Annotated in this window: 14 protein-coding genes; 12 read left to right on the forward strand and 2 right to left on the reverse strand. The window is 37.5% G+C overall.

Annotated elements, in window-relative coordinates:
- Positions 1-180: 180 nt before the first annotated feature.
- On the reverse strand, positions 181-798 hold the full coding sequence (locus ACP8HG_RS04265) for a YesL family protein (RefSeq protein WP_438298234.1): 618 nt from the start codon (positions 796-798) through the stop codon (positions 181-183).
- Between the two features lie 418 nt (positions 799-1,216).
- Between ACP8HG_RS04265 and ACP8HG_RS04270 the strand changes: the two genes are divergently transcribed.
- The 4 genes from ACP8HG_RS04270 to ACP8HG_RS04285 all read left to right on the forward strand — a co-directional run bounded on the left by ACP8HG_RS04270 (position 1,217) and on the right by ACP8HG_RS04285 (position 5,449).
- The gene (locus tag ACP8HG_RS04270) at positions 1,217-2,518 is read left to right on the forward strand and encodes a sugar ABC transporter substrate-binding protein (RefSeq protein ID WP_067208477.1); all 1,302 of its coding nucleotides are present in this window, start codon (positions 1,217-1,219) and stop codon (positions 2,516-2,518) included.
- Between the two features lie 79 nt (positions 2,519-2,597).
- Positions 2,598-3,527: a carbohydrate ABC transporter permease gene (locus ACP8HG_RS04275; protein WP_067213918.1), complete on the forward strand. Its 930-nt coding sequence runs from the start codon at positions 2,598-2,600 to the stop codon at positions 3,525-3,527.
- Positions 3,528-3,560: 33 nt separating this feature from the next.
- On the forward strand, positions 3,561-4,367 hold the full coding sequence (locus tag ACP8HG_RS04280; RefSeq protein ID WP_067208479.1) for a carbohydrate ABC transporter permease: 807 nt from the start codon (positions 3,561-3,563) through the stop codon (positions 4,365-4,367).
- Positions 4,368-4,555: 188 nt separating this feature from the next.
- Positions 4,556-5,449 (forward strand): Gfo/Idh/MocA family oxidoreductase, encoded by an 894-nt coding sequence (locus tag ACP8HG_RS04285; protein WP_438298235.1) that lies wholly within the window; start codon positions 4,556-4,558, stop codon positions 5,447-5,449.
- Between the two features lie 103 nt (positions 5,450-5,552).
- On the opposite strand, the gene ACP8HG_RS04290 is transcribed toward ACP8HG_RS04285, so the two are convergent.
- A complete protein-coding gene (locus ACP8HG_RS04290) occupies positions 5,553-6,908 on the reverse strand; it encodes a hypothetical protein (RefSeq protein WP_187047534.1) in 1,356 nt (451 codons plus the stop codon).
- Between the two features lie 263 nt (positions 6,909-7,171).
- On the opposite strand from ACP8HG_RS04290, the gene ACP8HG_RS04295 reads away from it, so the two are divergent.
- The 8 genes from ACP8HG_RS04295 to ACP8HG_RS04330 all read left to right on the forward strand — a co-directional run bounded on the left by ACP8HG_RS04295 (position 7,172) and on the right by ACP8HG_RS04330 (position 15,588).
- Positions 7,172-8,188, forward strand: coding sequence for an NAD-dependent epimerase/dehydratase family protein (locus tag ACP8HG_RS04295; RefSeq protein ID WP_187047535.1), 1,017 nt, complete (start codon positions 7,172-7,174; stop codon positions 8,186-8,188).
- Positions 8,189-9,244 carry a dihydrodipicolinate synthase family protein gene (locus ACP8HG_RS04300; protein WP_438298236.1) on the forward strand — a complete coding sequence of 352 codons (1,056 nt, stop codon included), beginning with the start codon at positions 8,189-8,191 and terminating at the stop codon, positions 9,242-9,244. It begins immediately after the preceding gene.
- Positions 9,245-9,256: 12 nt separating this feature from the next.
- Positions 9,257-10,255 (forward strand): zinc-binding dehydrogenase, encoded by a 999-nt coding sequence (locus tag ACP8HG_RS04305; RefSeq protein ID WP_438298237.1) that lies wholly within the window; start codon positions 9,257-9,259, stop codon positions 10,253-10,255.
- 142 nt (positions 10,256-10,397) lie between these two features.
- Positions 10,398-11,450 (forward strand): Gfo/Idh/MocA family protein, encoded by a 1,053-nt coding sequence (locus ACP8HG_RS04310; RefSeq protein ID WP_438298238.1) that lies wholly within the window; start codon positions 10,398-10,400, stop codon positions 11,448-11,450.
- Positions 11,451-13,010 carry an FAD-dependent oxidoreductase gene (locus ACP8HG_RS04315; RefSeq protein WP_438298239.1) on the forward strand — a complete coding sequence of 520 codons (1,560 nt, stop codon included), beginning with the start codon at positions 11,451-11,453 and terminating at the stop codon, positions 13,008-13,010.
- A 28-nt stretch (positions 13,011-13,038) separates the two neighbouring features.
- Positions 13,039-13,881, forward strand: coding sequence for a sugar phosphate isomerase/epimerase family protein (locus ACP8HG_RS04320; protein WP_438298240.1), 843 nt, complete (start codon positions 13,039-13,041; stop codon positions 13,879-13,881).
- Between the two features lie 16 nt (positions 13,882-13,897).
- Entirely contained in the window at positions 13,898-14,617 is a 720-nt protein-coding gene (locus tag ACP8HG_RS04325) for a hypothetical protein (protein ID WP_438298241.1), read from the forward strand.
- Entirely contained in the window at positions 14,614-15,588 is a 975-nt protein-coding gene (locus tag ACP8HG_RS04330; protein ID WP_438298242.1) for a Gfo/Idh/MocA family protein, read from the forward strand. Before ACP8HG_RS04325 ends, ACP8HG_RS04330 begins: the two co-directional genes overlap by 4 nt.
- The last annotated feature ends 200 nt before the right edge of the window (positions 15,589-15,788 follow it).

Below are 15,788 nucleotides of genomic sequence, written 5' to 3' on the forward strand. Positions count from 1 at the left end.
AGTTTTTCACACAAATAGTAATTAATAAGCCAGCGATTCAGTCGATTAATCCGACTGAACCGCTGGCTTGTTTATAATTAATTCGTTCACAAAGTACTACTGAAAAGTCCCATCTGCGTTTACTTTTTGGGAAGAGGAGCACCATTCATGGGGCCAATGTAAAAATCTAGGGAAAAAGCGTTAAGTTAGTGCTCCTATCTTCTTCTCTATTCGAGCAAATGATTTGAAACTTATTAGTGTAGCTATATATGCAAATACGCTACCAGTAAATAGTGGGATAATCCCAGGGAAAAGTGTAGAGACAAAGTAGATACCACCGGCTAAAGCGCCAATAGTGATGACTTCGATCGGAGATGTAATTGCGATTAAGAAAGACTGTTTGATGTATTGAAAGAACTTTAAGTTGAAATGTACATAGACTGGGAAGAAAAATAGTAATGTGATGATGCTTGAAATAAGTATGAAAATTAGTACGGGGAATAAAAACTGTAATTCACCACTATTTAACTGTAAGAAATAAAAATTGAAATAAAAGCAGTAGCTAATGACTAGAAAAATAAGTCCAAAACCATTTGTCTTTAAAAAGTCAGTCCGAAATAAAGTCCAAAACATAGGAAGTATTTTGAATTTCTCTTCACTTCGAATTAATTTACGGACAACTGCAAACATGGCAGCTGTAGCTGGAAAGATACCGAAAGCGATTAAGCCAACTAATGTAAAAAAAATCCAAAGCAAATTAATATAAGCTAACTCGATCATTCTATAAGAAATTCTATTAAATTTTTCCCAACCAACCATGTCTATCACCTCTCAATAGTTAACTATATATTAAAAACATTGAAATTAGCAACCATTAATATACACAAATATGGAAGGATTTTAAAAAATTAATAATCGCATGTCCCCAATTAAAGACGCTTTAGAGACTTGTCTCTTGATGAGAAATAATGTAATCTGATAAAAATGGACGCGCAATTCAATTACTTCAGTCTATTTAATTGTTTTGAAAAGGTAATCACAAGTATTTTTGTTAACTGTAGTAGAGAAAGTTTGAAGGAGTACTCAAAAGATTCTTACCCAATCGGTTTAGAGCCGAGAAAAGTATATTGTGCAGTGAGAGTCGCTACCGAATTGCAAAGGGAGGTAATTCATATTGTAGTTTAATAGACCAATTATAACTAAATCAAATCAATATAATTTGAGAGGGGTTATTTAGATGAGAAGAATTGGATTTTTTCTATTATTACTATTACTTGGAGCTTTAATTGTAGGATGTAGTTCTACTGATACTGACACTGGCGCTGAAAAAGAAGAAACTGGTGAAGAAAAACCAGAAGTGGTGGGAGAAGAAACAGAAAAGGAAACGGGGCTCTCTGGTGAAATAACAGTTTGGGCACATCCATTTACCGGCGATCAAGAAACTGAGGGCGCGATGTGGGATGAAGTCATCGCTTCTTATGAAGAGCAAACAGGTGTGAAAGTAAATTTTGAACAGATACCATGGGCCAATCGTGATCAAAAAGTACTTACAGCTTTAGCAGCAAACAATGGTCCTGATGTGTTTTACGTAATACCTGATCAGATGCCACAGTACGCTGATGCGGGTATGTTACTAGCGTTAGATCCCTATTTAGAAGGCTTTGATATTGATGATTTTGTAGATACAGCGTTAGTTTCTACAACTTGGAAAGATGAGTTATATGGACTGCCAATCTTACAAGAAGCCTACACATATTTATATAATGTCGATGTAATCAAAGCGATTGGTGAAGATCCTGCAAATTTACCTGCAACTTGGGAAGATTTTGAAAAGTGGGCTGAAAAAGCAAAAGACAAGGGCTTTTATGCAACAAGTTTTCAAGGTGGAGGATCAATGAATGGAACGTTATATCCATTCCTATGGCAAGCTGGCGGAGATGTTATTACGGCAGATAATGAAGTATTAATTAACAATGAAGCAGGAGTGGAAGCATTTGAGTTCATCAATAAAATGTATAACGAGGGCTGGATTCCGAAAGATTCAATTACTGCATTAGAACATGATGCACTATGGGAAGGCGGAAAAATGTTAGCAGTTCAAGGTTCAGGTATTTCAGTAAGTCGTATGTTAAGTCAAAACCTTTTTGAATTCGTTATTGCTCCACCAATGAAAAATAAGGAACAATTAACATATGGAACAACAGGGATGTTTGTAGCGCCAATTAATACGGATAATCCAGCAGCTGCAGCAGAATTTATCAAAGTCGTGACGGATTCGGATAATCAGAAGAAATTTAACACAGTCACACAGTATATCCCTACTAGAGAATCAGCTAAAGATATCTTTGGAGAGCAAAAATATCTTGCACAGCTAGCGGATTATACACAATTTGCATTACCGGGAGTTATCCATCCAGAAGGACGTACAATCATGCCGTTAATACAAGCTGAACTTCAAACAATGATGGAAGGGAAGAAAACACCAAAAGAAGCAGCAGATGCCGCCGCAAAAGCGATTGAAGGTAAGATCGGCAAATAAAATGTTAGTAAAGCAGAGAGTTTGATCAATAAACGATCAAGCTCTCTGTTACTAACTTACATATGAAAGGGTGATTACACTGAGTAATGCAGTAGCTTCTAAAAAGAGTAAATTGCCACTGGGAGAAAGAGTGAAGCGTGAGTGGAACCGTAATGCTATCGTATATATCTTTCTCATCCCTGTTTTAATCCATTTCATAATCTTTCAGATATATCCTTTTGCATTGAGCTTTTATTTAACATTTATGGATTGGAAAGTAATTGGTGACCCGGAATTTGTAGGACTTAAACATTGGAAGTACTTCTTGACCGATTCATTGGCGTGGAAAGCTATTTGGAATACAGTGAAATTTTCAGCATATTATATTGTGCCAACGATGGGCTTAGGGTTAATTTTAGCGTTAATTATCAATTCGGGTGTTAAATCAGCAGGATTTTTTAAAGGAATCTTTTTCTTGCCAGTGGTCACTTCATTCGTAATTATTGCCGGGATCTGGGGTTGGTTATTTAGAGGTACAGAGGCGGGAATGATCAACTACTTGCTTAGTTTTATTGGTATCGAACCACAATTGTTTTTATCTAATTCTAGCCAAGCCCTAGCTGTTTTAGCGGGATTGAGTATATTTAAAGTTGCCGGAAGTACGATGATTTATTACTTTGCTGGACTTCAGTCGATTGATCGACAATTGTATGAGGCGGCACGAATTGATGGGGCATCATCATTTAAAATATTTTGGACGATAACATTTCCATTATTAAAGCCCATTCACTTTTTTGTCGCAATAACAACAACAATCGGTTCGTTCCAAATTTTCGATTCAGCTTATTTATTAACAGGTGGAGGTCCGAATTATGCTACGACAACCATTGTATATTATTTGTATGAACAAGGATTTACAAGTCTTAACTTAAGTTATGCAGCTGTACTTTCTTATGTATTATTTTTTATTATCCTAGTTATCTCGCTTATACAGAGAAAATATTTAGGACAAGAATCGAATAATTACTAATGTGTAGATGACCGCAGAAAGGAGATTGAAAAAATGCTTAAAAAAATGATCTCGTATATAGCGTTAATTGTTTTGGGATTTTGTTTTCTATTGCCGTTTCTTATTATGATTTTAGGATCTTTTAAGGATGTTCAATATGCACAATTAGATCCATTATTCTGGATACCGGACCATCCTACAATGAAAAACTATTTATATATAATGAGAGACGGAATATTTATCAGATGGATTTTCAACTCTGTTATTATTACCGTCATTCCAGTAGCGAGTCAAATGATATTTTGTGCGGTTTTAGGCTATATTTTTGCGAAGAAGAAATTCCCAGGACGAGAAATCGTATTTTGGGTTTTCATGGCAGTTATCATGATTCCGCAGCAACTATTAATTATACCTAAATTCATTATGTTCTCTGATTTCGGTTGGATAAATACTTATTGGGCATTGATTGTTCCAGAGTTATGGGGAATTATGGGTGTATTTTTAGTTAGACAATTTCTACAAAATATACCGAATGATTTGGAAGAAGCTGCATATATTGACGGGGCGAATGATATACAAATATTTTTCAAAGTCATTTTGCCACTTTCGATACCTGTTGTAGCTACAGTGGGAACATTTTCATTTATTTCAAACTGGAATGATTTATTCCAACCACTGATTTACTTAACACAAGAGAAAATGTTCCCAGTGACGCTTGGTTTAGCTTCAATGCTTGGGAAAGAAGGGAACTTTGGTATTGAAATGGCTGGTTCGACAGTTTCTTTTATACCGACTTTCCTCATATTCCTATTCTTCCAGCGTTACTTTACGGAAGGAATTCAAATGTCAGGATTGAAATAAACTGTCCCACTGAATAAGCTTCGGCTCTAGAGGATGCCTTCTGTCATAAGCCAAGCAGTTTCGCCGCTAGTCTTAGAGATTTAGCTGCCTCTTGTAAAGCGTCTTCGCTCAGTGTATATAAGGTATTCATTTGTTCAACTTATATAGGTGAAAATGATTAGAAAGGAGTGGAGGATACCGTTTGTACTTTGAAAATCGGCATTATTGGGCTAGATACATCGCATGTGTTGGCATTTACCAAGTTATTAAATGATCCGAGTGAAAGATACCATGTGCAAGGTGGAAAAGTAGTGATTGCTTTTCCAGGAGGATCACCTAATTTCGAGCTTAGCATGTCCCGGATTGACGGCTTTACTAGAGAACTCAGGGATAGCTTTGATGTTGAAATCGTGGATTCTATTGAGGAAGTTGCGCATGAAAGTGATGCGATTTTGTTGGAATCAGTCGATGGGACAGTGCATCATGAGCAATTACAAAAGCTTGTTGCGTTTAAAAAACCTGTTTTTATCGATAAACCTTTTAGTCTAAGTTCAAAAGTTGCTATCGCCATGATTCAATTAGCTGAGGGCAATCAGACACCCATTATGAGTACATCTGCGCTACGTTATGCAGAAAATTTAACAAACGTTCTTAGAATTTCGGATAGAGGAAGAGTTATAGGTGCTGATTGTTTTGGACCCATGGAACTACTGGATAAACAACAAGGCTTTTTTTGGTATGGGATTCATATGATAGAGATGCTGTTTACTATTCTAGGTCAAGGCGCAAAGTCGGTAACGACCATAACAGACAAAGAACATGACGTTATTACAGGTGTTTGGAAGGATGGGCGTATAGGAACGGTTAGAGGTAATCGAAAAGGAAACGCTCAGTTTGGCGCATTGATTCACTTTGAGAATGGTACTGAATATGTCGATATTAATTTATACCAAAAACCTTATTACGCTAGTTTATTGGAGCAAATTATGGATTTTTTTCACGATGGAATTTCGAGGGTTCCTTTAAGTGAAACAAAAGAGGTTATCCGTTTCGTTGAGGCGGCTAACGAAAGTAGTCATTATAGAAAAACAATAATTATTTAACAAACAGTGAAAATACTATATCTTTCAGAGCTGAGGTTTTAGTAGTCAAATGAAAGCCGATGAAAAATACAGTGATTTTCCCATCGACTTATAAAGTTGTTTGTTATCTTTGCTCTTCCTCAATAAAGCTTAGTCGATAAATACGACGGGGCCTTCCTTTGTGCGATAATTTTTCTTCGCCAACAATATCAACCAGTTCAGCATCCATCCATTTTAATAGAATTCGGTTGGCGCTCCTAATGGTTACATTTAATGTCGAAGCTAATTCTTGGGCAGTATAATCAATTTTTTTATGCCTAGAAACGCGTGCCATTAATTTTGTCATATAGGAAGCTGACATCCCGGCCTTTTCAGCTTTATCTAACAAATGTGGGTCTGTAATGGCTAAATTATATCTTTCATATTGTTTATGGCTTGTTATATCGACAGGCCCCAAGACACTGCGATCTTCACGAACAATATAGCAAACGTTTCCACCTAAATCTTTTGATTGACGGAGCGCTAATCGTGCGTGATTGCCTGCTTCGGCAGCGGTACGGCCAAAGCCGACACCAAGACTTATCGTAATGCCAAGTTCATTTTTAATATCTTGGAGTAAGGGAATGAATTTATAGCCCCTTGTTTCACGTTCGAAAATACCGCGGGTGGTAATGAATGAATATTCTTCTCCACCTAAATTGATTAGATGCCCATCAAGCAGTTTAATATAATCAAGTAGCATTTGTTGGATAGTTAATTTTAATAATTGAACATCATGCTCAGAAGAATACTTTTCCGTTACGCCTTTGAAATTGTCTATATTAATTAAACCGAAAACAATTTGCGATTCTTTATTTCTGCGTGTATTCGTTGCTAAGAGGGCTCGTTCCAAAGAAACGATCATGTCCTGTTGAGTAGGTGTTACCCATTCATGGGGAATATGGCGAGCAGATAATTGAATCGCTACGTCCTGAATCCCTGTAAGTGCAATTGCATTATAGTCCTGATAATTGCCAATATGGAATTGTACTATTTCCTCAATGATTGTACTTTGTAAAGGGTTTTTATAGATAAGAAGTTCATAATTAACTTCTTCAAGTTCTGATAAAATTTGTTCAACATACTTTTCTTCAACTGTATCAATGGACAGGCATTTTAAACTGTACCTACTTTTAATGATAAATAATGACCTGTAAAGTCCAGTGCCCATTAAGGGCATATGATGCACAGGGATTATAAAATCGACAACTTGTTTGACGATGTTATATGAGTGATATTCAGTAAACATTAATACTTCGACATCGTTCATTAATTCCCTAGTTATTTCTGTGATAAGACTAGTAGGTTCGATGATTCGAAAAACAGGTTTAAAGTTTGGAAACGTTTTCAGTGTTTCCCGTGTTTGATCGACAAGTGCTTTTGGCCCGATGATACCGATATTAATATCTGAATTATCTTGTACATTATTCTTTCTATGCATAAATAGTTCCCTCCTTATCGTTGTAGAAAAGTGAAATAACGGGATAGTGTCTCTTAACCTAATGTTTTGTTTATAATACTTTTTTCTAGTAATTCTGTCAAAAATGAGAAATAACAGCGCTAATGCATGATAAAAGAAATTCGACATAAAAGGACTCAAATAAGACTTGTCTTTTAATGAAAGTCTACATACAATACTATTGAATAGCAATTTAGAAGTATCAGATAACTAGTTTTTATTAAATGAAAATAGGGAGTGTTGAAATGAAGACAATTGCAGAGCTTGAAGATCTTATGACGAAACCATCAACAGAACTAATCAATGATCTTAGATTAGTAGATGGTGATATCTTAATTTTAGGTATTGGTGGAAAAATGGGACCAACATTAGCGAAGATGACGAAACGGGCGATTGATGAAGCGGGTTTGGATAAGAAGGTGATTGGCGTTTCTCGGTTTTCAAATGGCAGTTTAAAAGAAGAGTTAGAGGACTTTGGAATTGAAACAATCGCTGTTGATTTACTAAATGATGAGCAACTACAATCACTCCCGGATGTAAAAAATATTATTTTAATGGCAGGGAATAAATTTGGAACTGCTGGCAATGAACATTTCACATGGGCAATGAATGCTTATTTACCGGGTAGGATTGCAAATAAGTTTAAAAATTCCCGTATCGTTGCATTTTCATCTGGTAATATTTATCCACTGACGAGTGTGGTGAGTGGTAATTGTTCTGAAGAGACAGCTGTTAGTCCGATTGGTGAGTATGCACAATCTTGTTTAGGGAGAGAGCGTATCCTAACAAACTTTTCTCGTAAAAATGAAACGCCACTGCTTCTATTTCGACTAAATTATGCAATTGATATGAGGTATGGAGTGTTAGTAGAAATCGCTCAACAAGTTTTAGAAGGTAAAACTATTGATTTAACAATGGGGAGTGTAAACGTAATTTGGCAAGGAGATGCAAACGAATACGCAGTACGGTCTTTGCTACATTGTGATACTCCACCGAAAATAGTGAATGTGACTGGACCGGAGACCATTTCAGTCCGTTGGTTGGCTGAAGAATTTGGAACGCGATTTGATAAGAAACCTATATATGACAATGAAGAACAGCCGACAGCATTGTTAAATAATGCTTCCAAAGCGCATCGGTTATTTGGCTATCCAAAAGTAACACTTCAACAAATGATTGATATGACGGCAGAGTGGTTAGTGAATAATGGAGAAACATATAATAAACCAACCCATTTTCAAGAACGAAAAGGAGCATTTTAAATGTTGAATCCTGCTGTGAAAAAACAATTACTTGAGGGAACTGTTATTCCGGCGCATCCATTAGCCCTAACAGAAGAACAGCAACTAGATGAAGCCGGTCAGCGCGCACTTACTCGCTATTATATTGATGCAGGTGTGGGTGGGGTAGCAGTTGGTGTCCATACAACTCAGTTTGAAATTCGTGATCCGCAGTTTAGTTTATTTGAAAAAGTATTAACCCTTGCGATTGAAGAGATGAGGAAGGCACTAGTTCCCGATTCATTCATAAAAATTGGCGGAATTAGTGGTCCCATAGAACAGGCGATTAATGAGGCGGAATTTATAAAAGCGATTGGCTATGACCTTGGATTGCTAAGTATGGGAGGTTTACACAACGCTTCTGAGGAAGAGCTACTTGATCGGACTGAAAAAATTGCTGAGATTATCCCGGTTATTGGATTTTACTTGCAGCCGGCGGTAGGGGGCCGGATTCTTTCCTATGATTTTTGGAGGAAGCTTGCTGATATACCGAATGTTCATGGCATAAAGATCGCACCTTTTAATCGATATCAATCTCACGATGTGATTCGAGCGGTTTGCCATTCCAAAAGAAATGAAGAAATAGCTATTTACACTGGAAATGATGACAATATCGTTAATGACTTGTTAACGACCTACCGTATTGATGTAGACGGTAAAAAGATAGAGAAACAGATTGTCGGGGGGCTACTTGGGCATTGGTCAGTCTGGACGAAAACAACAGTAGATATGTTTAATAAGATAAAAAACATTCGATCTAAAGAGGACATTCCAAGCGAATTATTAACCTTAGGGCAAGAAATAACCGATGCAAACGCTGCTTTTTTTGACCCGAATAATCAATTTAAAGGGAGCATTGCAGGTATTAATGAAGTGTTGGCAAGACAAGGGCTGTTGAAAGGTCGTTGGTGCTTACTTGATAAAGAAAAATTAAGCCCAAATCAATCGGAGGAAATAGATCGTGTGTATGTCGATTATCCGCATTTACATGATGATGCTTTTGTGAAAGAAAACTTAGACAAATGGTTTAAAGAGTAAGGAGCGGATGAAATGAAATCAATTGTCACGAGAAATCAAAATGTTCATATTGTTAAGTGTATGAAACCGGCGATTAAACCTTCCTATCTATTAATTAAAACACTGCACTCGGTCATTTCACCTGGGACTGAACTAAGCTTGATTGGAATTAGTGAGGATAGAGATATCACATTAGGCTATAGTGCGGTTGGTGTTGTTATGGAGTGTGGTGAAGGTGTGGAAGATTATCAAAAAGGGGATATTGTTGCCTGTTATGGTGCTCCATATGTAGGGCATTCTGACTGTCTATTAGTTCCAACGACATTATGTGCAAAGGTTCCGTCTGGCGTGGAGGCAAAGGAAGCAGCTTTAGCAGGAATTGGTGCGATTGCGATACATGCCCTAAGGATTGCAAAACTAGAATTCGGGGAAACAATTATTATTATTGGCCTAGGATTACTTGGCCAAATGATTGCTAAAATAGCCAATGCTGCTGCATATAATGTGATTGCTTTCGATATTCAAGCAGAAAGAGCCGCAATGCTTCATGAAGAAACGAGTATTCGTTCTTTTTCTACTATCCCAGAGATGGAAAGCGAAATCGAGAAATGTACGAAAAAATATGGGGCAGATGCGGTTCTATTATGTGCGGGTGTTAAACGTTCATCGCTGACAAATCAAAGTTTAGAGTGGATTCGACATCAAGGAAAAGTCGTAATTGTCGGTGACATTGAACCGGACTTTCCTAGAAATTTACTGTTTGCGAAGGAAGCGCAAATACTTATTTCACGCGCTGGTGGGCCAGGACGATATGACCAAGTTTATGAGAAACAGGCAATCGATTATCCATACGGTTACGTACGCTGGACAGAGGGAAGAAATGTGGCAGAGTACTTACGTTTAGTAAATGACAAGCGTATTAATGTCCAATCATTTTTAACGGATGAAGTTGATTTTCAGGATGCGCCAGCTGCCTATGATGAGTTGTTCAATAAAAAGTCAACGACATTGACGAAGATTATTAACTATTAATAAGTCGAAGTAAAGATTCCCATCAAATCCGCTTCGGCTATCCCTTGTAAGGCACCTTTACTCAGTTTATATAATTAGTATTTTGAATAATTTAACTATTTAAACGCGTACTATTCCTATTATATAGAAGGGAGTTATGTCTATGTTGAAAGTTGGTGTGATTGGAGGAGGTTCTATTTCCGAGTTTCATATTATTCCATATATGAAAAACGATGGAGTAGAGTTAGTGGCGTTATGTGATAGCAATGAACAGCGTCTAGCCAAAGTTGGTGAGCGCTATAGTGTCACTGAACTATATAGTAACTATGAAGAGTTATTGCAAAATCCGGAAATTGATGCGGTTAGTATTTGTACGTGGAATAACACACATGCAGTGATTGCAATTGCGGCATTGGAAGCAGGTAAGCATGTTTTGGTTGAGAAGCCATTATCTATGACTGTTGCACAAGCATTAGCTGTCGAAGCGGCGGTTAAGAAGTCCGGTAAAGTACTACAAGTTGGGTTTGTCAGACGTCATGGAGAAAATACAAAGCTACTAAAGCAATTTATCGACCAAGATGAACTTGGTGAAATTTATTACGCAAAGGCTTCCTGTTTAAGAAGGCTGGGAAATCCTGGTGGCTGGTTTAGCGATCAGTCGAAATCTGGTGGTGGGCCGCTTATTGATTTAGGTGTCCATATGATTGACATCTGTTGGTATATGATGGGGAAACCACGACCTGTCTCAGTTAGTGGTAATACATATTCAAAGTTAGGCAATCGTAGCCATATACAAAATCTATCGTTCTACCAAGCAGCTGATTACGACCCTGCATTAAATGATGTGGAAGATTTAGCAAATGCACTCATTCGGTTTGACAATGGAGCCTCTTTGTTTGTAGATGTTAGCTTTACACTTCATGCCAAAGAGGATGAGTTATACGTTAAATTGTTTGGTGAAAAAGGTGGAGCAGAAATTGAACCGAAATTAGTGATGGTAACGGAGAAAAGCAACACGATTTTAAATGTTACACCACAAGTTGATAATTTGAGCTTCGATTTTGAAAAAGCCTTTAAAAACGAAATCAATCATTTCGTTGACTGTTGTAAAGAAGGAAAAGAAACCATTGCACCTGTTGCTGATGGTGTGCAAATCATGAGAATGTTGAATGCCGTCTATGAGTCAGCAAAAACAGGCAAAGAGGTATATTTATAAATGAAAACGGTGGATAAAGATGTTGTCATCATAGGTGGTGGACTTGGTGGTTGTGCAGCAGCGTTATCGGCATGTGCCAATGGATTACACGTCTTGTTAACAGAAGAAACCGACTGGATCGGTGGTCAAGTCACTTCGCAAGGGGTGCCGCCTGATGAACATCAATGGATTGAAGAATTTGGTTCAACGAAGAGATACCAAGACTATCGTAAAAAAGTTCGAGACACTTATTTACGAACAATGGATGTAAAAGTTACTAAAACACTATTTAATCCGGGGAATGGTTTGGTCAGTAGCATTTGCCATGATCCGAGAGTCAGTCTACATGTATTGAATGAAATGCTCCTGCCATATGTCTTAACTAGCCAGCTTACGATTGTATTGAACACGGTAGCTACCTCGGTTGAAAGAAATGGCAGAACATTAACTAGCGTAACCTATAAAAATACTGTAACTGGAAAAGAAGAAGTGGTTACTGCACCCTATTTCATCGATGCTACAGAAGCTGGGGATCTATTGTCGTTAGCAGCTGTCGATTACGTAACAGGTGCGGAAGCGAAAGCAGATACACATGAACCGCATGCAATGAAAGTAGCCGATTCTGACGATATTCAAGCATTCACATTTGTACTCGGTATGGAATACCGGCAAGGAGAAAATCATACGATACCGAAGCCGGAGATGTACGAGTTTTGGAAAGAATTCCATCCAGCTATATGGCCCGATAACTATTTAAGCTTTTTTGCGCCACATCCGATTACGAAAGAGAAAAGAGAATATACGCTTTTTCGTGAAGAAACAGGCTTCCCTCTTTGGGAATACCGACGTAGCTTTGATAAGCAACAGTTTAATACGCCAGTCGATGCTGGTGATGTCAGCTTAATGAATTGGCCACAAAGTGATTATTTCTTAGGTAACATTTACGATGTGCCCGATGTAGAAAAAGAGAAACATATCTATCAAGCAAAACAGTTAAGCTTGTCCCTTTTGTATTGGTTACAAACCGAAGCGCCGCGGCCTGATGGCAGTAAAGGATATCCAGGGTTGAAACTTCGTAAAGATCTATTCGCAACTGAAGATGGCTTAGCAAAAGCAGCCTATATTAGGGAATCGAGACGGATCAAAGCGGAATACACAATCGTAGAGCAGGATGTTTCACCTGATTTTAATGAAGGGAAGACAGGAAAGTTATATGTTGATCGTATAGGGATTGGCTCATATAGCATCGATTTACATCCAAGTATGACCGGGAGAACCTATCTAGATATAAAAGCGTTACCCTTCCATATCCCTTTAGGTGCGCTGATTCCGAAAGATACAGATAACCTGTTAGCAGGTAGTAAAAATATTGGAACAACACATATAACAAACGGTTGCTATCGCCTTCATCCAACAGAGTGGAATATAGGGGAGGCATGCGGTGCATTAGTTGCATTTTGTATGAAGAACAACACAGATCCCAAAACAGTTCGTGAAAATAAACTGTTGTTATCAGAGTTTCAAGATCAGCTAAGAGCAGATGGTTTTGAATTAGAGTGGCCAGCAGAATTTTATCGTTAGTGAAAGTCAATCGACTTGGAGGGATCGCATGAATATTAGTGTAAGTATGTATAGCTTGGCATCCACTATCCGGAAGGAAAACTGGTCGATTGTCGACTTCATTGACTATGCCAGCAGTATTTCAACGGAAGGGGTGGAATTGCTCGATATTTATTGGACGAATAAGGACGAAAAAGACGAAGAAATCGGAGAAGTACTTACCGCATTGAAAAGCTATAATTTACAAGTGTCTGCATATGATATCACGAATAATTTTGTGAAAGAATCAGTTGAAGAACGTGCTGAAGAAGTGGCAAAGGTTTTACACGGTATTCAAGTTGCGAAAAAACTTGGAACGACAATTGTTCGCGTATTTTGTGGCGATATCCAAGGTGACTTAACATATGAAAATGGATCGGCCTGGATTATAGAAGGTTTGAAGAAATGTGCAGAAATAGCTGAAAAAGAGGGAATCTATTTAGCTATTGAAAATCATGGCTTATTAGCCGGTAAGAGTAAGCAAGTAAGCGAGATTATAAAGGCGGTGAATAGTCCTTTTGTAAAATCGACGTTTGATACCGGGAATTTTTTGCTTGTCCATGAAAAGCCGACAGAAGCATTTAAGCGGTTGAAAGATGAAATTGTTCATGTTCATTTTAAAGATTTTCGTGAAAAAGTAGAAAATGAGTCACTCCGTGGCTTTCGTTCATCAGAAGGGGTGGAACTAATCGGGGTTATTCCAGGTGATGGTGAAGTGGATCTCGCTTATATTGTAAAAGGATTAAAAAATCGTAAGTATGATGGTTGGTTGTCTATTGAATATGAAGGAAATGACGATGCGAAAATGGCTAATGAAGAAGCAGTTAATCGTTTAAGAAACCTATTGAAATAGGGAGTTGAAAGTAATCATGAAAATTATATTTGCTAACTTAGAGAAACTCGACTTTCGAAATATATTTAAAAATGTAAGTGTTATAGACTCGGTTGACCAACTAAAAAATGCTGCTAATGAAGATGTTACATATGTTTCAGTCATTTCTGAAGAGCATTTGAAAGTTGTATGGAATAGCAAAAATGAAGTTTATATTCCATTCACTGAATTAACAGCTGACCATCAAATGCTAGGCTGGCATGTGTATTTTGATTTAGCAAACTATTCATTTTATCAAAAGGTAAAAGAGCTGATTGGAAAAGGAGATAAGCCCAAAGGTGTTTTTCGTTTTAGACGGATGGTGAATCAATATGAAAATAACTCATTGTTCACTGGTGACTTATATGTATTATCGTCATTACTTGGGGAGCCTCAACGTATTCAAGTAAAACAAACGGATCAAACTGTGATTCCAGTACATACGATTATTTTGATGGATTTTGGTGGAGGAACAATGGCGCATATTGAATATACAGTGACTAATCAGGAGCGAATAGAGCTTGAATGGAGCGGAATTAAAACGATCTTAGAATTTGATAGTGATCAGATGAGACCGATTCAGCAAGGAAGTAAGGCGTCTCTACCATTAGCCTATTCGGTCGATGCCATTTTAGCAACAGCTCAGAAAGTAGATCAGGTGCTCGTTAATCGATTGAATTATTTTAGTAACCTATTCAATGGAGGTGCTCATTCATGAAGGTTGGCATGATGAGTTTTGCACATATGCATGCATACAGTTATGCGGATGGCGTAAAGAGATTACCGAACGTTGAGTTAGTGGGCATCTTTGATGAAGATATTGAAAGGGGCCAAGAAGTCGCCAAAACATATAATACGGACCACTACAGTGACCAAGCAGAATTTTTAGCATTGGAAATGGATGCTGTTATTATTTGCAGTGAAAACAATCGTCACAAAGAAATGGTTGTAAATGCCGCGAAAGCAAAGAAACATATCCTCTGTGAAAAACCAATTGCAACGAATCTTAGAGATGCTAAGGAAATGATTCAGGTATGTAAAGATCATGCTGTTATTTTGCAAATTGCTTACCCTGTACGCTTTAGCTCACCGATTCAACAAGTAAAAGAAATGATTGATAACGGAGAACTTGGTGATATTATAGCTTTCCGGACAACCAATCGGGGGCAGAATCCTGGTGACTGGTTTATTGATGAAGGACAATCTGGTGGTGGTGCTGTATTAGATCATACCGTACATATGGTCGATATCATGCGCTGGTATTTAAATGTAGAAGTAACGGAGGTCAATGCAATTATTGATTCCTATTTTCATGATATTGCTATTGATGATGCTGGTCTTCTCACACTAGAATTTGAAAACGGCGTGATTGCTTCTCATGATGCAAGTTGGTCCCGTTTTACAGAGTACCCAACATGGGGGGATGTAACGATTGAAGTGATTGGGACAAAGCAAACAGTGAAAGTAGATGCATTAAAAGAACATATTAGGATGTTCAGCAGTGGAGAAAAATCATTGCAACATGTTTTTTATGGAAACGATATGGACTTTGGATTAATAAATGATTTTATCAACTGTGTAAAAGAAGGAAGAGAACCTTCTATCACAGGTTATGACGGACTGAAATCATTAGAGGTTTCATTGGCGGCCTATGAATCAAGTAAATTTAAAAAGGCGATTAGGTTATAGACACTAATAAGGGCACTAGTTTTCGTCAATTATGATAGGAAGCTGTAGTGTCCTTTTAATGTTTAATTTTTGGATATAGGAGAAAGCATTTAGAAAATGGAAGTATTAAATTGCTTTATGTGGTAGGCATTGGAGAATGTTCAGTGTTATTGTATGAGTATTCGGTTTACTCGGCAGTTAACATAAAGGATGTAAAGTTG

The sequence above is a fragment of the Sporosarcina sp. FA15 genome, from assembly GCF_051550195.1.
Taxonomy (GTDB): domain Bacteria; phylum Bacillota; class Bacilli; order Bacillales_A; family Planococcaceae; genus Sporosarcina; species Sporosarcina psychrophila.